This is a genomic window from Mycobacterium noviomagense, assembly GCF_010731635.1.
In the GTDB taxonomy this organism is placed as follows: domain Bacteria; phylum Actinomycetota; class Actinomycetes; order Mycobacteriales; family Mycobacteriaceae; genus Mycobacterium; species Mycobacterium noviomagense.
In genome coordinates, this window is sequence record NZ_AP022583.1 from 3,858,285 (window position 1) to 3,882,148 (window position 23,864).

Here is a 23,864-nt window from a genome sequence, read left to right on the forward strand (position 1 = left end):
CCCATGTCAGGCAAGACCGATCGGCCCCTGATAGCGCCGTCGATCCTGAACGCTGATTACGCGCGTCTCGCCGACCAGGTCGCCGCGGTGACTGGTGCGGACTGGCTGCATGTGGACGTGATGGACAACCATTTCGTGCCGAACCTGACGATCGGGTTGCCGGTGGTGGAAAGCCTGTTGAAGGTCACCGATATCCCGATGGACTGCCATTTGATGATCGAAGACCCGGATCGCTGGGCACCGCCGTATGCCGAAGCCGGCGCTTATAACGTCACGTTCCATGCGGAGGCCACCGAGAACCCGGTGAAGGTGGCCCGCGACATCCGGGCCGCCGGGGCCAAGGCGGGCCTCTCCATCAAGCCCGGTACCGCGCTCGAGCCCTACCTCGACATCCTCAAGGACTTCGACACGTTTCTGGTCATGTCGGTGGAACCGGGGTTCGGTGGCCAGGAGTTCATGCCGAAGGTGTTGGGCAAAGTCCGCAAAGTCCGCAAGCTGGTCGATTCCGGCGAGCTGACCATCCTGGTTGAGATCGACGGCGGGGTCAACGCCGACACCATCGAGCAAGCAGCCGAGGCCGGCGTCGACTGCTTCGTCGCCGGGTCAGCCGTCTATGGCGCCGACGATCCGGCCGCTGCGATCGAGGCACTCCGCCGGCAAGCCAGCGCCGCGTCACCGCATCTGCGCCGATGAACATTCAGGTGGCCATCAGCTACGACGCCGCCATGCGACTCGCCGTCGAGCACGCTGAGCTGGTTAAGGGCAGCACCTATCCCAACCCACCGGTCGGCGCGGTCATTCTCGACCGCGACGGCCGAGTCGCTGGCGCAGGTGGCACCGAACCAGCGGGCAGCGCCCACGCCGAGATCGTGGCGCTGCGCCGCGCCGGTGCCCTGGCCGAAGGCGGCACGGCGGTCGCCACCTTGGAGCCGTGCAATCACTACGGCAAGACCCCGCCGTGCGTGGATGCCCTGCTGGACGCTGGTATCGCCACGGTGGTGTACGCGGTCGCCGACCCGAACCCGCTCGCGGCCGGGGGAGCGGCCCGGCTGGCCGCGGCGGGTGTGCATGTCGTCCCGGGTGTACAGGCAGATCTGGTGGCGGCCGGGCCGCTGCGGGAGTGGCTGCACAAGCAGCGCACCGGATTTCCCCATGTGACATGGAAGTACGCGACCAGCATCGACGGACGCAGCGCGGCCGCCGACGGGTCAAGCCAGTGGATCACCAGCGAGGCGGCTCGCGCTGACCTGCATCGCCGCCGCGCCGCCGCCGACGCCATCGTCGTCGGCACGGGCACGGTGCTCACCGACGACCCGGCGCTGACCGCGCGGCTGGCCGACGGCAGCCTCGCCGGGCGCCAGCCGCTGCGGGTCGTGGTGGGCAAGCGCGAAATCCCTTCGGAGGCACAGGTTCTCAACGATGATTCGCGCACCATGGTGATCCGCACCCACGATCCGCATGAGGTGCTCAAGGCTCTCTCGGATCGCACCGACGTGCTGCTCGAGGGCGGACCGACGCTTGCGGGGGCGTTCCTGCGCGCCGGGGCCATCGACCGCATCCTGGCGTATGTCGCGCCGATTCTGCTGGGCGGGCCGATCACCGCGGTCGACGACGTCGGGGTGCCCAGCATCGCGCGAGCACTGCGCTGGCGCTTCGACGGAGTAGAGCGGGTAGGTCCGGACCTGCTGCTGAGCCTGGTCCCGCGTTAGGCCTTGGGCCCCACGGGCTGCGGCTCGGCTGCGTGCGGCTCCTCGGCGTGGACGCGACGGCTCGACAGCAGCAGACCCAGGAGTGCCCCGACGACGCAGACGACGGCTGTGACGGTGAAGATCCCGCCGTACATCTCCGCGAACGCATCCCGGTACAGCACCGCCTTGAGGGCCAACCGTTCCGCGAGGCTGGCGTTTGGCGGTACCGCTGCGGTCTTGGCGGCCACGATCTGGTTGAAGCGCTGGAACCCCCATGCACTCAGCGCGGCGATTCCGACCAGCATGCCGGTCATCCGGGCCACCACCACCAGGGCCGCGGCGATGCCGTGCTGTGCGGATGGGACCACTCGCAGGCTGGCCGACGACAGCGGGCCGATCACCAGGCCCAGCCCAATTCCGGCGATCGCCAGGTCGGTGTCCATCGCGGGCAGGCTGACCAGGCCGAGAATGGTGTGCCGATGGCTCGGCAGGTCGGGCCGCCAGCCCGAGATCAGCCAATATCCGCCGGCGGCGATGAGCAGACCGATGAACGTCATCGCGCGGTCGCCGATTTTGGTGGCGATCCACCCACCCGCCAGCGCCCCGACCGGCAGGAAGGCGAGGAACCAGACCAGCACAAATGCGGCCTCGTCCTGGTCCTTGCCGAGCACGCCCTGGGCGAAGAGCTCCACGTCGACCAGCGTCACCATCAGCGCCGCCCCGGCCGCAACCGATGCGCCCAGCGCCGCCAAGAACGGCCGGAAGTGCACACCGGCGGGGTCGATCAACCGGGTGCGGGAAAAGCGCTCCCAGAGCGCAAACACCACCGCGGCGACGATCGCGCCGATCACCAGCGGCAATCCGTAGCTCGGCAGCGCCTGCTGAGCGGTCCGATCCGGGTTGTACAGCCCGATCACCGCCAGGCCCAGCGCCACCGCCAGCAGCAATCCACCGACCAGGTCGATCTTCTCCGGCTCGGCGCTGCGGTCTCGTGACGGCAGGCTGAACTGGATCATCACCATCGCCACCACGGCCAGCGGCACGTTGATCCAGAACACGTCTTGCCAGCGGCTGGTCAGCCAGACGATGAAAATCCCGTATAGCGGCCCGAGCACACTGCCGAGTTCCTGCGCGGCGCCGATACCGCCGAGCACCCCGGCGCGGTTGCGGGTCGACCACAGGTCGGCCCCGAGGGCCAGCGTGACCGGCAGCAGCGCGCCGGCGGCCAGGCCCTGGACCGTGCGGCCGACGACTAGAACGTGCAGATCGGTCGACAGCGCGGTGACCACCGACCCGGCCGCGAACGCGGCCAAGCTGGCCTGCAGCAACAGCTTGCGGCCGAACCGGTCCGACGCTCGGCCGAGAAGCGGCATCGCCGCGACGTAGCCCAGCAGGTACCAGGTGACGATCGGGGTGATCCGCTCGAGCTTGTTGACCGGGATGCCGATGGTCATGATGATGTCGCGCATGATCGTGACCACGACATAGGTGTCGAGGGCGCCCAGCAGTACGGCGAGACTGCCCGCGCTGATCGCGACTCTGCGTCCGGCTTGCATGTCGTCAGCTCACCGGCGGCTGGGTGACCTGCACTGGCTGGTTCCAGTTCGACAGGGTCATCTGGATGGAATTGCCCGGGCTCTGATCCAGCTTGGCCTGCACCAGTTCATGGTCGCCGTTCTCCTGAATCCAGACCGTGGCCGGCTGCGGCTGTGTCGCTTTCAATGACGGAGCGAGCGCATTCGTCGCGTCGGCGGATACTTTTCCGCTGATCCGGATGGTGTCTTGGCCGTTGATGTTCTCCCGCGCCTCGGCTTTGGGGTCGGTGAAGTGGGCCAAGACGTTGGCCAGACCGTTGTCGGGGTTCAGGATCGTTGACGGGTCGTAGATGTCGGCGGCTGGACCGAAGTTGTCCCACTTGCCCGGCGTGAGCGTCGCATAAAGGTTTGAATTGTAGACCTCGAAATCCGCGTCGATGTCCGAGCCGCCGACGGTGATCTTGGCGTTGCCCTTGGCGGCGGTGGGGTTGGTGGTGAGGTCCCCGGTGAGCGTTTTGATCGGCAGCCCCGGGACCTTGCCGGTCGTCGACAACACCAGATGCACGCTTTTGACGTTCTTGGTGGCCTGGCTGGACTGCTTGACCAGCGTCGCGGCATCCGGCAGCGGCTTGCTGGAGGACTTCGAAGATGAGGAGCAACCGCTGATCAGGGCGGCGGCGATGCTCAGGGCGGCGAGGACGACAAATAGGCGGCGGCGCGTCTGCATAGGTTGCATCGTAGAGGGTGGCCGTGACTGCACCCGGAAGCCGGAGGTGACGCGTCTTTCCGCCGCCACTGCCGAATCATTAGCCTGATGCGGTGTTCACCGGAATCGTCGAGGAACTCGGCGAAGTAGTCGCCAAGGACGATCTCGGCGATTGTGCGCGCTTCACCATACGCGGCCCTGTGGTCACCGCCGACGCCGGCCACGGCGATTCGATCGCCGTCAACGGCGTGTGCCTGACAGTTGTCGACGTGCTGCCCGGTGGACAGTTCACCGCCGATGTGATGGGCGAGACACTGAACCGGTCCAGCCTGCGCGGGCTGGAACCGGGCAGCCGGGTGAACCTGGAGCGCGCCGCCGCCGTGAACAGCCGCCTCGGCGGGCACATCGTGCAGGGGCACGTGGACGGCACCGCTCAGATCCTCGCCCGGATGCCCGCCGAGGGCTGGGAAGTGGTGCGGATCGGGCTGCCCGCCGCGCTGGCCCGCTACGTCGTCGAAAAGGGCTCCATCACCGTCGACGGCATCTCACTGACCGTCTCCGGTATCGGTGACGACTGGTTCGAAGTCTCGCTGATTCCGACCACCCGGGAGCTGACCACCTTGGGCCGCGCACCCGCGGAAACAACGGTGAACCTCGAGGTCGACGTCATCGCCAAATATGTCGAGCGGCTGATGCAGCATTCCGCAGAGTAAGCATCGAATAAGCAGCGGCAATAACGGCGCCCGCGTGGTGGTTCATACTGGATGCAACACATGGGCTCTTCACCAGGGCTCTTCTGGCAGCGTTCTCGGCCGAGAACGGCCGGGAACGGACAGGTGGCAGAGATGACGAGGTTGGACTCCGTCGAGCGGGCGGTTGCCGACATTGCGGCCGGCAAGGCCGTCATCGTCATCGACGACGAGGACCGGGAGAACGAGGGCGACCTCATTTTCGCCGCCGAGAAGGCGACGCCGAGCCTGGTGGCGTTCATGGTCCGCTACACCTCGGGATACTTGTGCGTGCCGCTGGACAGCGCGATCTGCGACCGGCTGGGCCTGCTGCCGATGTACGCGGTCAACCAGGACAAGCGCGGTACCGCCTACACGGTCACCGTGGACGCGAGAAACGGTGTGACAACCGGGATTTCGGCGTCCGACCGGGCCACCACGATGCGGTTGCTGGCCGATCCAGCCAGCGTCGCCGAGGATTTCACCCGCCCCGGCCACGTTGTTCCGTTGCGCGCCAAGGAGGGCGGTGTGTTGCGCCGGCCCGGCCACACGGAGGCGGCCGTCGACCTAGCCCGGATGGCCGGGCTGCGACCTGCGGGTGTGCTCTGCGAGATCGTCAGCCAGAAGGACGAGGGCGCGATGGCGCAGACCGACGAGCTGCGGGTGTTCGCCGACGAGCATGACCTGGCGCTGATCGCCATCGCCGACCTGATCGAGTATCGGCGCAAACACGAGAAGCAGATCGAGCGGGTGGCCGAAGCCCGGATCCCCACCCGGCATGGCGAGTTTCGCGCGATCGGCTACACCAGCATCTACGACGACGTCGAGCACGTGGCTCTGGTGCGCGGGGAGATCGCGGGCCCGAACTACGACGGCGACGACGTGCTGGTGCGGGTGCACTCCGAATGCCTGACCGGCGACGTGTTCGGCTCGCGTCGCTGCGACTGCGGGCCCCAGCTGGACGCCGCGATGGCGATGGTCGCGCGCGAGGGGCGCGGTGTCGTGCTCTACATGCGCGGCCACGAGGGCCGCGGCATCGGATTGCTGCACAAATTGCAGGCCTACCAGCTGCAGGACGCCGGTGAAGACACAGTCGACGCCAACCTCAAACTCGGTTTTCCCGCCGACGCACGGGATTACGGCATCGGCGCACAGATCTTGGTGGACCTCGGGGTTCGGTCGATGCGGCTGTTGACCAACAATCCCGCGAAACGGGTCGGTCTGGACGGCTACGGGCTGCACATCATCGAACGGGTGCCGCTGCCGGTGCGGGCCAATGCCGAGAACATTCGGTATCTGATGACCAAGCGCGACCGGATGGGCCACGACCTGGTCGGGCTCGACGACTACCACGAAACGGTCCATCTGCCAGGTGAATTCGGTGGGGCTCTATGACGCGCCGGCGACGATGCAGAGCGAAGCGATGAGGAGGAGCGGCGCAATATGAGTGGCGGCGCCGGTGTGCCGGAGATGCCGGCGCTCGACGCGTCCGGGTTGAGGCTGGCAATCGTCGCCAGCACATGGCACACCGAAATCTGTGACGCGCTGCTGGACAGTGCCCGCAAAGTGGCCGCTGACTGGGGAATCGACAACCCGACCGTGGTCCGCGTCCTCGGGGCGATCGAGATCCCAGTGGTGGCACAGGAACTGGCCTGCCAGCATGACGCGGTCGTCGCACTGGGAGTGGTAATACGCGGTGAGACACCGCATTTCGACTACGTCTGCGACGCGGTGACCCAGGGTCTGACCCGGGTGTCCCTGGATGCGTCGACCCCGGTGGCCAACGGTGTGCTGACGACGAACACCGAAGAACAGGCGCGTGACCGGGCGGGCCTGCCCGCGTCGGCGGAAGACAAGGGCGCGCAGGCGACCGCGGCCGCGTTGAATACCGCGCTGACGCTGCGCGATTTGCGCGCACAGTCGTGACCGTGACACCGGAGTGGGACGTAGAAGTGCGCCCGCACCTGACGCCGTACTTCGCCTACGCCGCGGCGGTGGTGATCGCGGCCGCGCATATCGCGGTCGGCCTGCTGCTCAAAGTCAAGTCCACCGGCGTGGTCTTCCAGACTTCCGACCAGGTAGCGATCGCCGCGCTCGGGATCGTCATCGCCGGTCTGGTGCTTTTGTTCGCGCGGCCCCGTCTCCGCGTGGGCGCTGCCGGACTGTCGGTGCGCAACCTGCTGGGCGACCGGCTGATCCCGTGGTCGGAGGTCGTCGGGGTGTCGTTTCCGGTCGGGGCCCGATGGGCGCGAATCGACTTGCCCGACGACGAGTACATTCCGCTGATGGCGATCCAGGCCGTTGACAAACACCGCGCGGTAGCCGCCATGGACACCGTCCGCGAGCTGCTGGAGCGCTACCGCCCCTCGCGCGAGCAGACGTAAAAGCTCCGTTTTCGGGGCGCAAAACGGTGCTTTTACGTCTGGTCGCTGTACACGACTAGCCTTAAAACGTGCCTGATCCCGCCACATACCGCCCCGCGCCCGGGTCCATCCCGGTCGAGCCGGGCGTCTACCGCTTCCGGGACCAGTACGGACGTGTCATTTACGTCGGGAAGGCCAAGAGCCTGCGCAGCCGGCTGACGTCCTACTTCGCCGACGTCGCCAGCCTGCACCCTCGGACCCGCCAGATGGTGACCACCGCCGCCAAGGTCGAGTGGACTGTGGTCAACACCGAGGTCGAGGCGCTGCAGCTGGAATACAACTGGATCAAGGAGTTCGATCCCCGGTTCAACGTCCGCTACCGCGACGACAAGTCGTACCCCGTGCTGGCGGTCACCCTCAACGAGGAATTTCCGCGGCTGATGGTCTACCGGGGCCCGAGGCGCAAAGGTGTGCGCTACTTCGGGCCGTACTCGCATGCCTGGGCCATCCGGGAAACCCTGGACCTGCTCACCCGGGTGTTCCCGGCGCGCACCTGCTCGGCTGGGGTTTTCAAGCGGCACAAGCAAATTGATCGGCCCTGCCTGCTCGGCTATATCGACAAATGCTCGGCACCCTGTGTCGGGCGGGTGACCGCCGAGGAGCACCGCCAGATCGTGCTGGATTTCTGCGATTTTCTGTCCGGCAAAACCGAGAAGTTCGCCCGCAGCCTGCAACAGCAGATGAACGCCGCAGCCGAGCAACTCGACTTCGAGACGGCCGCGCGGCTGCGTGACGACCTGTCGGCGCTCAAGCGGGCACTGGAAAAGCAGGCGGTGGTACTCGGCGACGGCACCGACGCCGACGTGGTGGCGTTCGCCGACGACGAGCTGGAAGCCGCTGTCCAGGTTTTCCACGTCCGAGGCGGGCGGGTCCGCGGCCAGCGCGGCTGGATCGTCGAAAAGCCCGGTGATCCTGGTGATTCGGCTGAAGCACAACTGGTCGAGCAGTTTCTCACCCAGTTCTACGGTGAACAAGCCGAACTTGACGGCGCAGCAGATGAATCCGCCAACCCGGTGCCACGTGAGGTGCTGGTGCCGTGCCTGCCGCCCAACGCCGACGAGTTGGCCAGCTGGCTATCGAAGCTCCGGGGCTCACGCGTCGTGCTGCGGGTGCCGCGCCGCGGCGATAAAAAGGCCCTGGCCGAAACGGTCCAGCGCAACGCCAAAGAGGCGCTGCAGCAACACAAATTGAAGCGTGCTGGCGACTTCACTGCGAGATCGGCTGCGCTGCAGAACATTCAGGAAGCGCTCGGCCTGCCCGACGCGCCGCTGCGGATCGAATGCGTCGACGTCAGCCACGTCCAGGGCACTGACGTGGTCGGCTCGCTGGTGGTGTTCGAGGACGGGTTGCCCCGCAAGTCCGACTACCGGCATTTCGCGATCCGGGAAGCCGCCGGCCAGGGCCGCTCCGACGATGTCGCCTCCATCGCCGAGGTGACCCGTCGCCGGTTCATGCGCCACCTGCGCGACCAACAAGACCCCAATATGCTTGCCCCCGAAGGAAGATCACGGAAATTCGCCTACCCGCCCAATCTGTATGTCGTCGACGGCGGCGCCCCGCAAGTCAACGCGGCCAAGGCAGTGCTCGACGAACTCGGCGTCACTGACGTCGCGGTGATCGGTCTGGCGAAGCGGTTGGAAGAGGTGTGGGTGCCCTCCGAGCCGGACCCGATCATCATGCCCCGCAACAGCGAGGGCCTGTATCTGTTGCAGAGGGTGCGCGACGAGGCACACCGATTCGCGATCACCTATCACCGCAGCAAGAGGTCCAAGCGGATGACCGCGTCGGCCCTCGACGCGGTGCCCGGGCTGGGGGAGCACCGTCGCAAGGCGCTGGTCACCCATTTCGGATCGCTGGCCCGGCTCCGCGAGGCAACCGTCGAAGAAATCACCGCCGTACCGGGTATCGGGGTCGCGACGGCGACCGCGGTGCTCGAAGCGCTGCGATCCGACGGCGACCGAGTCCCCGAACGGGCGTCGGGATGATGGGGCAGCGCATGAGCGACGAAAACCTGGGTGGAAACGCTGTGCACGCGGAGTCGGCTGGCAACCAGCCGGACGGGGCAGCGCAATCGGGCATCGATGTCGTGTTGGTGACAGGGCTCTCAGGTGCGGGCCGCGGCACCGCGGCCAAGGTGCTCGAGGACCTCGGCTGGTATGTCGCCGACAACCTGCCGCCGCAGCTGATCACCCGCATGGTCGACTTCGGGCTGGCGGCGGGATCGCGGATCACCCAGCTGGCCGTCGTCATGGATGTGCGTTCTCGGGGGTTCACCGGGGACCTGGACTGGGTGCGCAACGACTTGGCCACCCGCAACATCACCCCGCGGGTGTTGTTCATGGAAGCCTCCGACGACATGCTGGTGCGCCGCTACGAGCAGAATCGGCGCAGCCACCCGCTACAAGGTAGCCAGACGTTGGCCGAAGGGATTGCCGCCGAGCGCGAGATGCTGGCTCCGGTTCGCGCCACCGCCGACCTGATCATCGACACCACGACCCTGTCGGTCCGGGGCTTGCGGGAAAGCATCGAACGAGCATTCGGCGGCGAAGCCGTGGCGCACACCAGCGTCACCCTCGAGTCGTTCGGCTTCAAATACGGCCTACCGATGGACGCGGACATGGTGATGGACGTGCGCTTCCTGCCCAATCCGCACTGGGTCGACGAGCTGCGCCCCCACACCGGCCAGCATCCTGCGGTTCGTGACTACGTGTTGGGCCAGACCGGCGCGGCAGAGTTTCTGGACACCTACCATCGATTGCTGTCCCTGGTTGTCGACGGCTACCGGCGAGAGGGGAAGCGCTACATGACCGTCGCCATCGGCTGCACCGGCGGTAAGCACCGCAGCGTTGTCATCGCGGAGGAGTTGGCGCGGCTGCTGGAGCCCGATACGCAATTGTCCGTGCGGGTGCTGCACCGGGATCTGGGTCGCGAATGAATGAACGCATAGTCGCCCTGGGCGGCGGACACGGCCTATATGCGACGCTGTCAGCGGCCCGGCGGCTGACCCCGCACGTCTCGGCGGTGGTGACTGTCGCCGACGACGGGGGCTCCTCCGGCCGGCTGCGCAACGAGCTCAACGTGGTGCCGCCGGGTGATCTACGAATGGCATTGGCTGCCTTGGCATCCGATAGCCCACACGGGCGACTGTGGGCGACCATCCTGCAGCATCGGTTCGGCGGCAGCGGGGCACTGGCCGGGCACCCGATCGGCAACCTTCTGCTCGCCGGGCTCAACGAAGTGCTGGCCGACCCGGTCGCGGCGCTCGACGAACTGGGCCGCATCCTCGGCGTCAAAGGCAGGGTGTTGCCGATGTGCCCCATCGCGCTGCAAATCGAGGCAGACGTCGCCGGCCTGGAGACCGATCCGCGGATGAGCCGGGTGATCCGCGGCCAGGTGGCGATCGCAACCACACCGGGGAAGGTGCGCCGAGTGCGGCTGCTGCCCGCCAACCCGCCGGCCACACGGCAGGCCGTCGACGCCATCATGGCCGCCGACCTGGTGGTGTTGGGACCGGGCTCGTGGTTCACCAGCGTGATCCCGCATGTATTGGTGCCAGGGCTGGCTGCAGCGTTGCAGGCGACGACGGCCCGACGGGCGCTGGTGCTCAACCTGGTGGCCGAGCCGGGGGAGACCGCGGGTTTTTCGGTGGAGCGTCATCTGCACGTGCTGGCGCAGCATGCGCCGGACTTCACCGTGCATGACGTGATCATCGACGCCGAACGGGTGCCCAGTGAGCGCGAGCGTGAGCAACTGCGCCGCACCGCAAAGCTGCTCGACGCGCAGGTGCGATTCGTGGATGTCTCCAGGCCTGGTACACCTTTACATGATCCGGGCAAGCTCGCGGCGGTGCTGGAAGAGGTGCGGGTGCGTGGCACCGACGCCGAAGCCCGTCCCGCGGCCACCGCACCGATGCCAATTGAAGAAGGGACCGGCGCTCAGGCACCGGGTCGTAGCGGACCGAGAGGTGACGACGCGTGGCGATGACGGCCGAAGTCAAAGACGAGTTGAGCCGGTTGGTGGTGAATTCGGTGAGCGCTCGGCGTGCCGAAGTCACGTCGCTGCTGAGGTTCGCCGGGGGGCTGCACATCGTGGGTGGTCGGGTAGTCGTCGAAGCCGAGGTGGACCTGGGCAGCATCGCACGGCGGCTACGCAAAGAGATCTTCGAGCTGTACGGCTACAACGCGGTGGTACATGTGTTGTCGGCCAGCGGTATTCGCAAACAAACCCGGTACGTGCTGCGGGTGGCCAACGACGGCGAGGCGTTAGCTCGGCAGACCGGCCTGCTCGATCAGCGCGGCCGCCCCGTGCGCGGCCTGCCGGCCCAGGTGGTTGGGGGCAGCATCGCCGACGCCGAAGCTGCTTGGCGCGGCGCCTTTTTGGCGCACGGGTCGCTGACCGAGCCGGGACGCTCCTCGTCCTTGGAGGTCAGCTGCCCGGGGCCGGAAGCCGCGCTGGCCTTGGTGGGTGCGGCGCGCCGACTCGGGGTGAGCGCCAAGGCACGCGAAGTGCGCGGCGCCGACCGGGTGGTGGTGCGCGACGGTGAAGCGATTGGCGCCCTGCTTACCCGGATGGGCGCCCAGGACACCCGGCTGATTTGGGAAGAGCGCCGGATGCGCCGCGAAGTGCGGGCAACGGCGAACCGGTTGGCCAACTTCGACGACGCCAACCTTCGCCGTTCGGCTCGGGCCGCGGTGGCGGCGGCGGCCCGAGTGGAGCGCGCGCTGGAGATACTCGGCGACAGTGTGCCCGACCATTTGGCCGCGGCCGGCAAGCTGCGCATCGAGCACCGCCAGGCTTCCCTGGAAGAGCTAGGCCGGCTGGCAGACCCGCCAATGACCAAAGACGCTGTCGCAGGCCGTATTCGGCGACTGCTGTCGATGGCAGACCGCAAAGCGAAGCAAGAGGGGATCCCGGACACGGAATCAGCGGTGACCCCGGATCTGTTGGAGGACGCCTGACCTAGAAGGGATTCGCCATATCCGCCAAGTGATTTGGCGATAGACTCCGCTTTTCACGGAAACGAGGCCGTCATGGGATTCATCACACCGTCGATTCCGGACGTCGACCCTGACACGTGGCGAACCCTGCCGTGGAGCACCCGGGTCCAGGTTTGCAGCCGCCACTGGGCCGAACACGGCTTCGGCACCCCGTATGCGGTCTACCTGCTCTACGTGCTCAAGATCGCCGTGTACATCGCCGCCCCCGCAGCGATCATTTCGCTCACACCGGGTCTGGGCGGTTTCGGTCACATCGGCGAATGGTGGACGCAGCCGATCGTGTACCAGAAGGTCATCATCTTCACCCTGCTGTTCGAGGTACTGGGCCTAGGCTGCGGTTCCGGCCCGCTGACAGGCAGGTTCTGGCCGCCGATCGGTGGGTTCCTGTACTGGTTGCGGCCCAACACGATTCGCTTGCCACCGTGGCCGCAGAAGGTTCCGTTCACCGCTGGCGACACCCGCACGGTCGTCGACGTCGCGCTGTATGCCGCGGTGCTGATCTCCGGCGTGTGGGCGCTGCTGTCGCCCGGCAATGGCGGCGCGGTCACCAGCAGCGGCGATGTCGGGCTGGTCGACCCCATGCTGGTGGTGCCGACTATAGTCGCGCTGGCGGTGCTCGGGCTGCGCGACAAGACCATTTTCTTGGCCGCCCGCGCCGAACATTACTGGCTCAAGCTTTTTGTGTTCTTCTTTCCGTTCATCGACGAGATCGCGGCTTTCAAAATCATCATGCTCGGATTGTGGTGGGGCGCAGCGACGTCCAAGCTCAACCACCACTTCCCGTATGTCGTGGCGGTGATGACCAGCAATAACGCGCTGCTGCGCCCCAAGATGTTCAGCTGGTTCAAGCACATGCTCTACCGTGACCCGGTCAACGACCTGCGACCCTCCTGGTTGCCGAAATTCATGGCCCACGTTGGCGGTACCACAGCCGAATTCATCGTGCCGGGCGTGCTGGTCTTCGCCGCCGACGGTCAGCCGTGGCGGTGGTTCCTGATCGCCTTCATGGTGATCTTCCACCTCAACATCATTTCCAACCTCCCGATGGGAGTTCCGTTGGAGTGGAACGTCTTCTTCATCTTCTCGCTGTTCTACCTGTTCGGGCACTACGGCTCCATTACGGTCTACGACCTGAGCTCCCCGCTGCTGGCAGCCGCCTTAATCGTTGTCATCGCTACCGCTCTGATCGCAGGAAACATGTTCCCCCAGCAGATTTCGTTCCTTCCGGCAATGCGCTACTACGCCGGTAACTGGGCCACCAGCCTGTGGTGCTTCCGTCCGGGGGCCGAGGACAAGATTGAAGCCAACGTCGTCAAAAGCTCACCGCTCGTGGTCAACCAATTGGTAAAACTCTACGGCCCGGCGACCGCGGAAGTCATGGCCGACAAGGTTCCAGGAGCGTTTCGGGCCATGCATCTGCACGGCCGGGCGCTCAACGGGTTGCTGCCCCGCGCTATCGAGAACGAAGCCGACTACGCCATCCGAGAAGGCGAAATCGTCGCGGGGCCGCTCATCGGATGGAACTTCGGCGAAGGTCATTTGCACAACGAGCAGCTGATCGAGGCGGTGCAGCGGCGCTGTCACTTCGAGGAGGGCGACGTCAGGGTAATCATCCTCGAAGGCCAACCGATCCAGACACAGAAGCAGTGGTACCGCATTGCCGACGCCAAGACCGGCGTGATGGAAGAGGGCTATGTCAAAGTCGAAGACATGCTGAGCCGCGAGCCGTGGCCCGAACCGGGTGACCAGATCCCCGTCCATCCCACGAAGCACCACACCGACGCCGCGCACCGGACGCAGTGACCACCGCCGTCGTCGTCGGCGCCGGCCCCAACGGCTTGGCCGCCGCAGTCAATCTCGCGCGCCACGGCGTCGACGTGCAGGTGCTGGAGGCGGCCGACAGGATCGGCGGCGGTGCACGCTCGGGCGAACTGACGCTGCCTGGTGTCATCCACGACCACTGTTCGGCCTTCCATCCGATGGCGGTAGGTTCACCGTTCTGGACGCAGATCGACCTCGAACACCGCGGGTTGACGTGGCGATGGCCGGAGATCGACTGCGCGCATCCGCTCGACGACGGCACTGCCGGGGTGTTGTACCGGTCGATCGATCAGACCGCCGCTGGTCTTGGCTCCGACGGGCCGCGCTGGCGGCGCGCGCTGAGTGATCTGGCGGCCGGTTTCGACGAGCTCTCGCACGACTTGCTGCGGCCCGTTCTGGGTGTTCCGCGGCACCCGATCCACCTTGCGCGATTCGGGCCACGCGCCCTGCTGCCGGCCACCGTAATGGCGCGGTGGTTTGGCACCGAGAAAGCCCGAGCCTTGTTCGGCGGCGCGGCCGCCCACGTGTACACCCGGCTCGACCGACCACTGACCGCGTCACTGGGACTGATGATCCTGGCCAGCGGACACCGCTACGGCTGGCCCGTGGCGCAAGGCGGATCAGGGTTCATCATCGCGGCCGCGGCCACTGCGCTCGGCGAGTATGGCGGGGCGATCGCAACCGGCGTCACCGTCCGCAGCCGCGCCGACATCCCCGACGCCGATATCGTGATGCTCGACCTGAGTCCCGCTGCGGCGCTGTCGATTTACGGCGACCTGATGCCCGCCCGCATCAAGCGCTCCTATCAGCGCTACCGCGAAGGTTCATCGGCGTTCAAAGTCGACTTCGCCATCGACGGCGATATCCCGTGGGCCGATCCGGCCTGCGGCCGCGCGGGCACCGTCCACCTCGGTGGCACGTTTGCCGAAATCGCGCAGACCGAACTCGAGCGCGCCAACGGCCAAATGCCCAGGCGCCCTTTTGTCCTCGTCGGGCAGCAGTATCTGGCCGACCCGTCGCGTTCCAACGGCGACATCAACCCGATCTGGGCGTACGCGCATGTGCCGTTCGGCTACAACGGCGACGCCACCGACGCGGTGGTCGACCAAATCGAGCGGTTCGCGCCCGGATTCCGCGACCGCATCGTCGCGAGGGTCAGCAAGTCAACCGCCGAGCTGCAGGCATACAACGCGAATTTCATCGGCGGCGACATCATCGGCGGCGCCAATGACCGCTTGCAGATACTTTTCCGGCCACGGGTGGCAGTCGATCCCTACTTCACTGGTGTGCCAGGTGTCTACCTGTGCTCGCAATCCACGCCACCCGGCGCCGGTGTGCACGGGCTGTGCGGTTATCACGCTTCCGAAGCGGCCTTGCGCCGCCTGCGCACGGAGAAGTAGGGGCTCAGCGCCCGTCCCACCGGTTCCAGCGCCCTACGGTGGGCGGCTCCTCGGCGGCCACCGAGATATGGCGCACACCCACAGATGCGCCCGGCGCTTTTTGGGCGCTGGCCATGCCGGAGATCCCGAACGACTTCCACCCCTTCAAGGAGAAGCTCTCGCCGCTTTGCTTGTCGGTAATCGTCAGCTTCGTGCTGTCAAACGTCACGGACTCGTCGTCGAGATCGAGGCGCCAGCGTGGCAGCTTCGCTAGCCGGTCGAGGTGCGCGCGCACCTCGGCTGCGTTATCGAAGCTGGGGCCATGCCCAACCGGGTGGTCTATCCGGTGGACGTTGAATCGGCGACGAGCTGGGTCGTCGTCACCGACTCCGGCGCCCGGTTGGCAGGTGACGGCATACCCCAAAGGCTGTGACACCGAGTTCAGCTCGTTGGTTTCGGTGACCGCAGCGCGCATGTTTTCGACCGTTTCGTTCTCGCTCATGCTCAGGCAACACCGTTCTCGCAGACTGTCGGACACGAAATCCCGTGGCCACTTGGAGGCTGCCCTGGTCCGGGCATACAAACAACAGACATGAGCTCCCTGATCTTGAATGTCGCTGATCGCTAATCGCGTGAAAAACGCCAAGCGGAGGCACCGGTTTCACGAGCATCGTCACAAGCACGAAGACCTCGGCCTGCACGCCAGTACGGCGCTTTCTAGGCTGCTATTCAACCTGCGGCTCAGCGTAGCGGAATCGACATTGATGTGCAGTTTCCGGACGCCTCCGGGCTCCGACTGGGCTGGATGGCCGGGCTCCTCCTCGGGCCGCAGACGGCCCGCATCGTCGCCCGCTGGGTTGATGGTCGGGCTCCTCCTCGGGCCGCAGACGGCCTGCATCGTCGCCCGCTGGGTTGGATGGTCGGGCTCCTTCTCGGGCCGCAGACGGCCCGCATCGTCGCCCGCTGGGCTGGATGGTCGGGCTCCTTCTCGGGCCGCAGACGGCCCGCATCGTCGCCCGCTGGGCTGGATGGTCGGGCTCCTCCTCGGGCCGCAGACGGCCCGCATCGTCGCCCGACTAGGCTGGCGCGGGTAGACCACCAGCGACTAAGGAGAAAGACGTGACGGTCCGAGTAGGCATCAACGGCTTCGGTCGAATCGGACGCAACTTCTATCGGGCCCTACTCGCGCAGCAGGAGCAGGGCATCGCCGACGTCGAGGTGGTGGCCGTCAACGACATCACCGACAACGCCACGCTGGCCCACCTGCTGAAATTCGACTCGATCCTAGGCCGGCTGCCCCACGACGTGGGCCTGGAAGGCGAAGACACCATCGTCGTCGGCAGCTCCAAAATCAAAGCGCTGGAGGTCAGGGAAGGCCCAGCCGCCATGCCGTGGCGTGATCTGGGCGTGGACGTCGTCGTCGAATCCACCGGGCTTTTCACCAATGCCGCCAAGGCCAAGGGCCACCTGGACGCCGGCGCCAAGAAGGTCGTCATCTCGGCGCCGGCCACCGACCCGGACATCACGATCGTCCTCGGGGTCAACGACGACAAGTACGACGGCAGCCAGAACATCATCTCCAACGCCTCGTGCACCACGAACTGTCTTGCGCCGCTGGCCAAGGTGCTGCACGACGAGTTCGGCATCATCAAAGGCCTGATGACCACCATCCACGCCTACACTCAGGACCAGAACCTGCAAGACGGGCCGCATAAAGATCTGCGCCGCGCCCGCGCCGCCGGGCTGAACATCGTGCCCACCTCCACCGGCGCGGCGAAGGCCATCGGGCTCGTCATGCCCGAGCTCAACGGCAAGCTCGACGGGTACGCGCTGCGCGTGCCGATCCCGACCGGCTCGGTGACCGACCTGACCGCCGACCTGTCCAAGCCCGCCAGCGTGGAGGAGATCAACGCCGCCTTCAAGGCCGCCGCGGAGGGCCGGCTCAAGGGCATCCTCAAGTACTACGACGCGCCGATCGTCTCCACCGACATCGTCACCGACCCGCACAGCTCGATCTTCGACTCCGGGCTGACCAAGGTCATCGACAACCAAGCCAAAGTGGTGTCCTGGTACGACAACGAATGGGGTTACTCCAACCGCCTCGTCGACCTGGTCGCCCTGGTCGGCAAGTCGCTGTAAGCCGTGGTCATCAAGACACTCGAAAACCTTCTCGCCGAAGGGGTCTCGGGTCGCGGAGTCCTCGTGCGCTCCGACCTGAACGTCCCGCTCGAGAACGGGACGATCACCGACCCGGGCCGCATCACCGCGTCGGTGCCGACGCTGAAGGCACTGGCCGACGCCGGGGCCAAAGTGGTCGTCACCGCGCACCTAGGTCGCCCGAGGGACGGCCACGACCCGAATCTGTCACTGGCCCCGGTCGCGGCTGCGCTCAGCGAGCAACTCGACCACGATGTCCAACTGGCAAGCGATGTTGTGGGTAGCGACGCGGTCGCCAGCGCCCAAGCGCTGAGCGACGGTGAAGTGCTGCTGCTGGAGAACGTTCGCTTCGACCCGCGCGAGACCAGCAAGGACGACAACGAGCGCCTCGCGCTGGCCCGGCAACTCGCCGAACTGGTCGGAGACAACGGCGCTTTCGTCTCCGACGGGTTCGGTGTCGTGCACCGCAAGCAAGCTTCGGTCTACGACGTTGCCACACTGCTGCCGCACTACGCCGGCAAGCTGGTCGCCGCCGAGGTCAAAGTCCTCGAGCAGCTGACCAGCTCCACCGAACGGCCGTATGCCGTGGTACTCGGCGGGTCGAAGGTGTCGGACAAGCTCGGCGTCATCGAGAAGCTGGCCACGAAGGCCGACAGCATCGTGATCGGCGGCGGCATGTGCTTCACATTCCTTGCCGCCCATGGTCTTCCGGTCGGGACGTCGCTGGTGCAGCCCGAGATGGTCGATACCTGTCGCAGGCTGTCCGAAACCTATGCCGACGTGATCCGCCTGCCGGTGGACATCGTCGTGGCCGACAGATTCGCGGCCGATTCCCCATCGAAAGTCGTTGCAGCCGACGCTATTCCCGACGACAAGATGGGCTTGGACATCGGGCCCGGATCGGTTATCCGGTTCAGGACGCTGCTCTCCAACGCCAGGACAATCTTCTGGAACGGCCCGATGGGCGTATTCGAGTTCCCCGCGTTCGCCGCAGGCACCAAAGGTGTGGCCGAAGCGATCGTCGCCGCCACCGCCAAGGGTGCCTTCAGCGTGGTCGGCGGCGGTGACTCGGCTGCCGCTGTGCGCGGGCTGAACCTTCCTGAGGGCGCGGTGTCGCACATCTCCACCGGCGGCGGCGCGTCGCTGGAATATCTCGAGGGCAAAGAACTGCCCGGCCTAGCGGTGTTGAACACCTGACGCAAAGGAGCCCGATGAGCCGCAAGCCGCTGATCGCCGGCAATTGGAAGATGAACCTGAACCACTTCGAAGCGATCGCGCTGGTGCAAAAGATCGCGTTCTCGCTGCCGGACAAGTACTACGACAAGGTCGACGTCGGGGTGCTGCCACCATTCACAGACCTTCGCAGCGTGCAAACCCTTGTCGACGGCGACAAACTACGGCTGACCTACGGCGGCCAGGACCTGTCGCCACACGACTCCGGCGCCTACACCGGCGACATCAGCGGCGCGTTCCTCGCCAAGCTGGGCTGCACCTACGTCGTCGCCGGTCACTCCGAACGGCGCACTTACCACAACGAGGACGACGAACTGGTCGCCGCCAAAGCCGCGGCCGCGCTCAAGCACGGGCTGACACCCATCGTGTGCATCGGCGAACACCTGGAGGTCCGTGAAGCCGGTGACCACGTGACCCACAACGTCGAGCAGCTGCGCGGCTCGCTCGCAGGGCTCACGGCCGAGCAGATCGGCACCGTCGTCATCGCCTACGAGCCGGTGTGGGCCATCGGGACCGGGCGGGTGGCGAGCGCCGCGGACGCGCAGGAGGTGTGCGCTGCGATTCGAAAAGAACTGGGCGCGTTGGCGTCACCGCAGATCGCCGACACAGTCCGAGTTCTGTACGGCGGCTCGGTGAACGCCAAGAACATCGGCGACATCATCGCCTGCGACGACGTCGACGGCGCCCTGGTTGGCGGGGCCTCCCTGGACGGCGAGGAGTTCGCGAAGCTGTGCGCCATCGCGGCTGGGGGGCCGCTGCCCTAGGCGCCGCCCAGCTGCTCGGTCAGCTCATCAGCGGCGTGGGTTCCCGCGCCGAACGGGGTTGCTGCGCGGCTTCTTCGATCAGCTGTCGGATGCGGGGCAAGGCAACGCGCATCGCTAACGCCAACGCCGCCTCGTCGTCGGGCGACAGCGTTTCCAGCAGTTCGACGAGGCGGTCGTTGAGCGATTGCCTCAGCTCGGACAGGAACGTCCGCCCCCGGTCCGAGATCTCGACCAGGGTGGCCCGTCGATCCTCCAGGTCGGGCAGGCGAGCAACCAAACCTTCGCGCTCCAATCGCGTAACCACTTGCGTCATCGCCGGCTGACTGACACCGCTGGTGTCTGCCAACACCGTCAGCCGCGTCGGACCATCGTCGGCCAGGCGCGCCAGTACCGAGTTGGCCGTCAAGCTTTGGCCACGGGCCAGGTGGTGCACCCGCAGTCGTGCCGCGGCATGGAGTGCCGCGACGATGTGCTCTCGGTTTTGCGTGTCCCGCTTCATTCGCACCCGACCTATATCAAATGCCTATGTACACAACGCGGAATTCCTATGAATTCTCAATGCGCAACAACGATGGGCAAGTGAGAAGCCTAGCCTGGTAGATAAGCAGCTTATGTTAAAGGGGAGGAAATATGGGGGAGGGCAGACGCCGTCTGTCGCCCGACCACCGGCGTGCCGAGCTGCTTGCGTGGGGCGTCGAAATGTTCGGGCGAAGACCTTACGACGAGGTGCGCATCGACGAGGTCGCCGAGCGCGCAGGGGTATCTCGGGCGCTGATGTACCACTATTTCCCGGACAAGCGGGCATTTTTCGACGCGGTCGTCGACGCCGAGGCACAGCGGTTGTTCGAAGCAACTACCCCGCCGCGGGGACCGGATCAGACGCTGTTTCAGCGGATTCGCGCCGCCGTGCTCGCCTGCCTGGAATATCACGAACGCCATCCGAACAGCGTGTGGGCCGCCTACCTCGGTGTGGGTCGCGCCGACCCGCTGCTACTCGCCATCGAGGAACTAGTCATCGACCGGCAGGTTCCGCGCGTCATGGCCCTGCTCACCGAGGTGGTTCCGGGTCGGCAGCAGGGTTTGGACGGGTCCACGGCATGCGCGCTCAGAATGAGCGTGTCGGGATGGCTGGCATTCACCTTCGAGGTGTGCCGGCAGCAAATCACGGACCCAGCCGTCGACGGCGGATTGCTGGGCGACGTCTGCGCTCACGCCCTGCTGGACACGATTGCCCGGCTGCCCGGGATTCCTGCCGGACTGGCCGAGGCAGTGGCGCCCGAACGGCGATGACCGGGCCGCGGTCGTCTTGGAGGCTTAACCCGGTAAGGTGGCGGCCATGGAGTTGGCCCTGCAGATCATCCTGGTGATCACCAGCGTGCTGGTGGTGCTGCTGGTGCTGCTGCATCGCGCGAAGGGCGGGGGTCTGTCGACACTGTTCGGCGGCGGCGTGCAATCCAGCCTGTCCGGGTCGACGGTCGTCGAGAAGAACCTGGACCGGTTGACCCTGTTCGTCACCGGCATCTGGCTGGTGTCCATCATCGGGATGGCCCTGCTGATCAAGTACCGCTAAACAGGCGAGTTCAGGCAGCCGGCGTCACACTGGAACGCATGGCCGAGGTATCCGACGCTGTGCTGGAGCCGGTCGGCGCCGTCCAACGCACGCGAGTGGGACGCCAAGCCACCGAGCCGATGCGCGAGGACATCCGGCTGCTCGGCGCGATACTCGGCGACACCGTGCGCGAGCAGAACGGCGACGAGGTGTTCGAACTCGTCGAGCGTGCCCGGGTGGAGTCGTTTCGCCTGCGGCGTTCGGAGATCGAGCGTGCCGATCTGGCCCGGATGTTCTCAGGTCTCGACATCCACCTGGCCATTCCGGTGATCCGGGCCTTCACTCACTTCGCGCTGTTGGCCAATGTGGCCGAGGACATCCACCGCGAGCGGCGCCGCGCCATCCACGTCGCCGCCGGTGAGCCGCCGCAGGACAGCAGCTTGGCCGCCACGTATCGCAAACTCGATGCCGCCGATATCGATTCGGCTACGGTTGCCGCCGCGCTGGCCGACGCGTTGGTGTCGCCGGTCATCACCGCGCATCCGACCGAGACCCGACGTCGCACCGTGTTCGCCACCCAACACCGGATCACCGAGTTGATGCGGCTGCGCGCTGCAGGACGCGGGGACACTGACAGCGCTTGTTTCGGAGGCCGCGCCATCGAACCGGAGTTGCGCCGCCAGGTGCTGACGCTGTGGCAGACCGCGCTGGTCCGGCTGTCGCGGCTGCAGATCTCCGACGAGATCGAAGTCGGCCTGCGCTACTACCCGGCCGCGTTTTTCGATGTCATCCCGAAGATCAACGCCGAAGTGCGGGAGGCGCTGCGCGCACGCTGGCCCGACTCGAACCTGCTCTGCGAGCCCATCCTGCGGCCGGGTTCCTGGATCGGTGGTGATCGCGACGGCAACCCGAACGTGACCGCCGACGTGGTGCGGCTGGCCACTGGCAGTGCGGCCTACACCGCGCTGGCGCACTATTTCGCCGAGCTGACCGCCTTGGAACAGGAGCTGTCGATGTCGGCGCGGCTGGTCACCGTCAGCCCCGAACTGGCCGCGCTGGCCGATGCCTGTCACGAACCGGCCCGCGCCGACGAGCCGTACCGGCGGGCGTTGCGGGTGATCCGCGCCCGGCTCACCACGACCGCGGCCGCGATCCTCGATCGTCAGCCGGCCCAACAGCTCGAGCTGGGCCTGCCCCGATATGTGACGCCGGGGGAGTTGCGGGCTGACCTTGACACCATCGATGTCTCGCTGCGCCGCCACGGCAGCGCGCTGCTCGCCGAGCACCGGCTGGCCGCGTTGCGGGAGGCCGTGCACGTCTTCGGTTTTCACCTGTGTGGCCTGGACTTGCGGCAAAACTCCGACGTCCACGAAGAAGTGGTTGCCGAGCTGCTGGCCTGGTCCGGGGTGCATCCGGACTACTCGTCGCTGCCCGAAGACCAGCGGGTCACGCTGCTGGCCGGCGAATTGGGCACCCGCCGGCCGCTGCTCAGTGACCGCGCCCAACTTTCCGGGCTGGCCCGGCGCGAGCTCGACATCGTCGCGGCTGCCGCCCGCGCGGTGGCGGTATACGGCCCGCAGGCGGTGCCCAACTACGTCGTCTCGATGTGCCGCTCGGTGTCGGACGTGCTCGAACCGGCGATCCTGCTGAAAGAGGTCGGTCTGTTAGATGCCTCCGGGGCACGACCGTATTGCCCCGTGGGCATCGTCCCGCTGTTCGAGACCATCGACGATCTCTACAGCGGAGCGTCGATTCTGCAAGCGATGCTCGATCTTCCGCTCTACCGGGCGCTGGTCCGGGCTCGCGGCGAAAGCCAGGAGGTGATGCTCGGCTACTCCGACTCCAATAAGGACGGCGGCTATCTGGCTTCGAACTGGGCGGTCTACCGCGCAGAGCTCGCCCTGGTGGAGACGGCCCGCAGAACGGGAATTCGGTTGCGGCTCTTTCACGGTCGCGGTGGCACCGTAGGGCGCGGCGGCGGGCCCAGCTATGAGGCCATTCTCGCCCAGCCGCCGGGCGCGGTGAACGGCTCCCTGCGCCTCACCGAGCAGGGCGAGGTGATCGCCGCCAAATACGCCGAACCGGAACTGGCGCGCCGCAACCTGGAAACGTTGGTGGCCGCCACCTTGGAGGCGACGCTGCTCGACGTGGAGGGTCTCGGCGACGACGCGGCCCCCGCTTACGAGGTGCTCGACGACCTGGCCGCGCGAGCACAACGGGTCTATGCCGAATTGGTCCATGAGACAGCGGGTTTCGTCGACTATTTTCTGGCGTCCACCCCGGTCAGTGAGATCGGGTCGCTGAACATCGGCAGCCGGCCGACATCGCGCAAACCCACCACGTCGATCGCGGACCTGCGCGCCATTCCCTGGGTGCTGGCCTGGAGCCAGTGCCGGGTGATGCTGCCCGGCTGGTATGGCACCGGCTCGGCGTTCGAGCAGTGGGTCGCCGAGAGGTCTGATAGAGAGAAAGCCCGACTCGACGTCCTACACGACTTGTATCGACGATGGCCGTTCTTCCGCACCGTGCTGTCGAATATGGCCCAAGTGCTGGCCAAGACCGACCTGGGACTGGCGGCTCGGTATGCCGAGCTGGTTTCTGACGAGTCACTGCGGCACAGGGTGTTTGACAAGATCGTCGACGAGCACCAGCGCACCATCACCATGCATCGGTTGATCACTCGCCAAGACGACCTGCTGGCTGACAACCCGGCGCTGGCGCGCTCGGTGTTCAACCGCTTCCCGTACCTGGAGCCGCTGAACCACCTTCAGGTAGAGTTGCTGCGGCGCTACCGCCGCGGTGACAACGACGAACTGGTGCAGCGCGGAATCCTGTTGACGATGAACGGTTTAGCGAGCGCGCTGCGCAACAGCGGCTAGCGGAA

The 23,864-nt window shown here is 66.4% G+C and carries 22 protein-coding genes; 18 read left to right on the forward strand and 4 right to left on the reverse strand.

Translation table 11 applies throughout. From position 1 onward, the window contains the following. Nucleotides 1-3: 3 nt before the first annotated feature. Nucleotides 4-693 (forward strand): ribulose-phosphate 3-epimerase, encoded by a 690-nt coding sequence (gene rpe / locus G6N15_RS18375; protein WP_083085829.1) that lies wholly within the window; start codon nucleotides 4-6, stop codon nucleotides 691-693. After that, a complete protein-coding gene (gene ribD, locus G6N15_RS18380) occupies nucleotides 690-1,709 on the forward strand; it encodes a bifunctional diaminohydroxyphosphoribosylaminopyrimidine deaminase/5-amino-6-(5-phosphoribosylamino)uracil reductase RibD (RefSeq protein WP_083085832.1) in 1,020 nt (339 codons plus the stop codon). The genes rpe and ribD overlap by 4 nt, the downstream gene beginning before the upstream one ends. On the opposite strand, the gene G6N15_RS18385 is transcribed toward ribD, so the two are convergent. After that, a complete protein-coding gene (locus G6N15_RS18385; RefSeq protein ID WP_083085834.1) occupies nucleotides 1,706-3,244 on the reverse strand; it encodes an MFS transporter in 1,539 nt (512 codons plus the stop codon). The two genes, ribD and G6N15_RS18385, sit on opposite strands and share 4 nt — an antisense overlap. Nucleotides 3,245-3,248: 4 nt before the next feature. Beyond that, nucleotides 3,249-3,950 (reverse strand): LppX_LprAFG lipoprotein, encoded by a 702-nt coding sequence (locus G6N15_RS18390; protein WP_083085842.1) that lies wholly within the window; start codon nucleotides 3,948-3,950, stop codon nucleotides 3,249-3,251. A 92-nt stretch (nucleotides 3,951-4,042) separates the two neighbouring features. Here G6N15_RS18390 and G6N15_RS18395 point away from each other — a divergent pair, with 92 nt between their 5' ends. The 10 genes from G6N15_RS18395 to G6N15_RS18440 all read left to right on the forward strand — a co-directional run bounded on the left by G6N15_RS18395 (nucleotide 4,043) and on the right by G6N15_RS18440 (nucleotide 15,298). Then, on the forward strand, nucleotides 4,043-4,642 hold the full coding sequence (locus G6N15_RS18395) for a riboflavin synthase (protein ID WP_083085843.1): 600 nt from the start codon (nucleotides 4,043-4,045) through the stop codon (nucleotides 4,640-4,642). A gap of 132 nt (nucleotides 4,643-4,774) precedes the next feature. Then, nucleotides 4,775-6,052: a bifunctional 3,4-dihydroxy-2-butanone-4-phosphate synthase/GTP cyclohydrolase II gene (locus G6N15_RS18400; protein WP_083085846.1), complete on the forward strand. Its 1,278-nt coding sequence runs from the start codon at nucleotides 4,775-4,777 to the stop codon at nucleotides 6,050-6,052. Between the two features lie 48 nt (nucleotides 6,053-6,100). Then, a complete protein-coding gene (gene ribH / locus G6N15_RS18405; RefSeq protein WP_083085848.1) occupies nucleotides 6,101-6,583 on the forward strand; it encodes a 6,7-dimethyl-8-ribityllumazine synthase in 483 nt (160 codons plus the stop codon). Continuing rightward, nucleotides 6,580-7,041: a PH domain-containing protein gene (locus G6N15_RS18410; protein ID WP_083085851.1), complete on the forward strand. Its 462-nt coding sequence runs from the start codon at nucleotides 6,580-6,582 to the stop codon at nucleotides 7,039-7,041. Before ribH ends, G6N15_RS18410 begins: the two co-directional genes overlap by 4 nt. Nucleotides 7,042-7,109: 68 nt before the next feature. Continuing rightward, nucleotides 7,110-9,065: an excinuclease ABC subunit UvrC gene (gene uvrC / locus G6N15_RS18415; protein WP_083085853.1), complete on the forward strand. Its 1,956-nt coding sequence runs from the start codon at nucleotides 7,110-7,112 to the stop codon at nucleotides 9,063-9,065. An 11-nt stretch (nucleotides 9,066-9,076) separates the two neighbouring features. Then, the gene (gene rapZ, locus G6N15_RS18420) at nucleotides 9,077-10,015 is read left to right on the forward strand and encodes an RNase adapter RapZ (protein WP_083086043.1); all 939 of its coding nucleotides are present in this window, start codon (nucleotides 9,077-9,079) and stop codon (nucleotides 10,013-10,015) included. After that, the gene (yvcK, locus tag G6N15_RS18425; RefSeq protein WP_083085856.1) at nucleotides 10,012-11,064 is read left to right on the forward strand and encodes a uridine diphosphate-N-acetylglucosamine-binding protein YvcK; all 1,053 of its coding nucleotides are present in this window, start codon (nucleotides 10,012-10,014) and stop codon (nucleotides 11,062-11,064) included. The genes rapZ and yvcK overlap by 4 nt, the downstream gene beginning before the upstream one ends. Beyond that, complete coding sequence (gene whiA, locus G6N15_RS18430; RefSeq protein WP_083086045.1) at nucleotides 11,061-12,038, forward strand: DNA-binding protein WhiA; 978 nt, start codon at nucleotides 11,061-11,063, stop codon at nucleotides 12,036-12,038. Before yvcK ends, whiA begins: the two co-directional genes overlap by 4 nt. 72 nt (nucleotides 12,039-12,110) lie before the next feature. Then, nucleotides 12,111-13,880, forward strand: a complete 1,770-nt coding sequence (locus G6N15_RS18435; protein ID WP_083085859.1) for a DUF3556 domain-containing protein — start codon at nucleotides 12,111-12,113, stop codon at nucleotides 13,878-13,880. Further along, the gene (locus G6N15_RS18440; RefSeq protein ID WP_083085862.1) at nucleotides 13,877-15,298 is read left to right on the forward strand and encodes a phytoene desaturase family protein; all 1,422 of its coding nucleotides are present in this window, start codon (nucleotides 13,877-13,879) and stop codon (nucleotides 15,296-15,298) included. The genes G6N15_RS18435 and G6N15_RS18440 overlap by 4 nt, the downstream gene beginning before the upstream one ends. Before the next feature lie 4 nt (nucleotides 15,299-15,302). Here G6N15_RS18440 and G6N15_RS18445 read toward each other — a convergent pair whose 3' ends face one another. Next, the gene (locus G6N15_RS18445) at nucleotides 15,303-15,779 is read right to left on the reverse strand and encodes a hypothetical protein (protein WP_083085864.1); all 477 of its coding nucleotides are present in this window, start codon (nucleotides 15,777-15,779) and stop codon (nucleotides 15,303-15,305) included. Nucleotides 15,780-16,396: 617 nt separating this feature from the next. On the opposite strand from G6N15_RS18445, the gene gap reads away from it, so the two are divergent. Genes gap through tpiA form a run of 3 tightly spaced genes read left to right on the forward strand, consistent with a single transcriptional unit; the run spans nucleotide 16,397 to nucleotide 19,431 of the window. After that, nucleotides 16,397-17,416 (forward strand): type I glyceraldehyde-3-phosphate dehydrogenase, encoded by a 1,020-nt coding sequence (gene gap / locus G6N15_RS18450; protein ID WP_083085867.1) that lies wholly within the window; start codon nucleotides 16,397-16,399, stop codon nucleotides 17,414-17,416. Between the two features lie 3 nt (nucleotides 17,417-17,419). After that, the gene (locus tag G6N15_RS18455) at nucleotides 17,420-18,631 is read left to right on the forward strand and encodes a phosphoglycerate kinase (protein WP_083085869.1); all 1,212 of its coding nucleotides are present in this window, start codon (nucleotides 17,420-17,422) and stop codon (nucleotides 18,629-18,631) included. A 14-nt stretch (nucleotides 18,632-18,645) separates the two neighbouring features. Beyond that, nucleotides 18,646-19,431: a triose-phosphate isomerase gene (gene tpiA / locus G6N15_RS18460; RefSeq protein WP_083085872.1), complete on the forward strand. Its 786-nt coding sequence runs from the start codon at nucleotides 18,646-18,648 to the stop codon at nucleotides 19,429-19,431. A 19-nt stretch (nucleotides 19,432-19,450) separates the two neighbouring features. Here the strand turns inward: tpiA and G6N15_RS18465 are convergent, their stop codons facing one another. Then, nucleotides 19,451-19,930, reverse strand: coding sequence for a MarR family winged helix-turn-helix transcriptional regulator (locus G6N15_RS18465; protein WP_083085874.1), 480 nt, complete (start codon nucleotides 19,928-19,930; stop codon nucleotides 19,451-19,453). Nucleotides 19,931-20,061: 131 nt separating this feature from the next. Here G6N15_RS18465 and G6N15_RS18470 point away from each other — a divergent pair, with 131 nt between their 5' ends. From G6N15_RS18470 to ppc, 3 genes are read left to right on the forward strand one after another with little or no spacing between them, the layout of a single operon-like run. Further along, a complete protein-coding gene (locus G6N15_RS18470; RefSeq protein WP_083085876.1) occupies nucleotides 20,062-20,721 on the forward strand; it encodes a TetR/AcrR family transcriptional regulator in 660 nt (219 codons plus the stop codon). A 46-nt stretch (nucleotides 20,722-20,767) separates the two neighbouring features. Beyond that, complete coding sequence (gene secG, locus G6N15_RS18475; protein WP_083085879.1) at nucleotides 20,768-21,001, forward strand: preprotein translocase subunit SecG; 234 nt, start codon at nucleotides 20,768-20,770, stop codon at nucleotides 20,999-21,001. Nucleotides 21,002-21,039: 38 nt separating this feature from the next. Continuing rightward, entirely contained in the window at nucleotides 21,040-23,859 is a 2,820-nt protein-coding gene (gene ppc, locus G6N15_RS18480) for a phosphoenolpyruvate carboxylase (protein ID WP_083085881.1), read from the forward strand. The last annotated feature ends 5 nt before the right edge of the window (nucleotides 23,860-23,864 follow it).

Bases quoted from the DNA above. Each gene is read 5' to 3' on its own strand.
- yvcK (WP_083085856.1), top strand. From the start codon at position 10,012: ATGAATGAACGCATAGTCGCCCTGGGCGGCGGACACGGCCTATATGCG.
- G6N15_RS18385 (WP_083085834.1), bottom strand. From the start codon at position 3,244: ATGCAAGCCGGACGCAGAGTCGCGATCAGCGCGGGCAGTCTCGCCGTA.
- G6N15_RS18400 (WP_083085846.1), top strand. From the start codon at position 4,775: ATGACGAGGTTGGACTCCGTCGAGCGGGCGGTTGCCGACATTGCGGCC.
- ribD (WP_083085832.1), top strand. From the start codon at position 690: ATGAACATTCAGGTGGCCATCAGCTACGACGCCGCCATGCGACTCGCC.
- ppc (WP_083085881.1), top strand. From the start codon at position 21,040: ATGGCCGAGGTATCCGACGCTGTGCTGGAGCCGGTCGGCGCCGTCCAA.
- G6N15_RS18470 (WP_083085876.1), top strand. From the start codon at position 20,062: ATGGGGGAGGGCAGACGCCGTCTGTCGCCCGACCACCGGCGTGCCGAG.
- ribH (WP_083085848.1), top strand. From the start codon at position 6,101: ATGAGTGGCGGCGCCGGTGTGCCGGAGATGCCGGCGCTCGACGCGTCC.
- rpe (WP_083085829.1), top strand. From the start codon at position 4: ATGTCAGGCAAGACCGATCGGCCCCTGATAGCGCCGTCGATCCTGAAC.
- G6N15_RS18465 (WP_083085874.1), bottom strand. From the start codon at position 19,930: ATGAAGCGGGACACGCAAAACCGAGAGCACATCGTCGCGGCACTCCAT.
- G6N15_RS18390 (WP_083085842.1), bottom strand. From the start codon at position 3,950: ATGCAGACGCGCCGCCGCCTATTTGTCGTCCTCGCCGCCCTGAGCATC.
- rapZ (WP_083086043.1), top strand. From the start codon at position 9,077: ATGAGCGACGAAAACCTGGGTGGAAACGCTGTGCACGCGGAGTCGGCT.
- secG (WP_083085879.1), top strand. From the start codon at position 20,768: ATGGAGTTGGCCCTGCAGATCATCCTGGTGATCACCAGCGTGCTGGTG.
- G6N15_RS18445 (WP_083085864.1), bottom strand. From the start codon at position 15,779: ATGAGCGAGAACGAAACGGTCGAAAACATGCGCGCTGCGGTCACCGAA.
- whiA (WP_083086045.1), top strand. From the start codon at position 11,061: ATGACGGCCGAAGTCAAAGACGAGTTGAGCCGGTTGGTGGTGAATTCG.
- tpiA (WP_083085872.1), top strand. From the start codon at position 18,646: ATGAGCCGCAAGCCGCTGATCGCCGGCAATTGGAAGATGAACCTGAAC.
- G6N15_RS18435 (WP_083085859.1), top strand. From the start codon at position 12,111: ATGGGATTCATCACACCGTCGATTCCGGACGTCGACCCTGACACGTGG.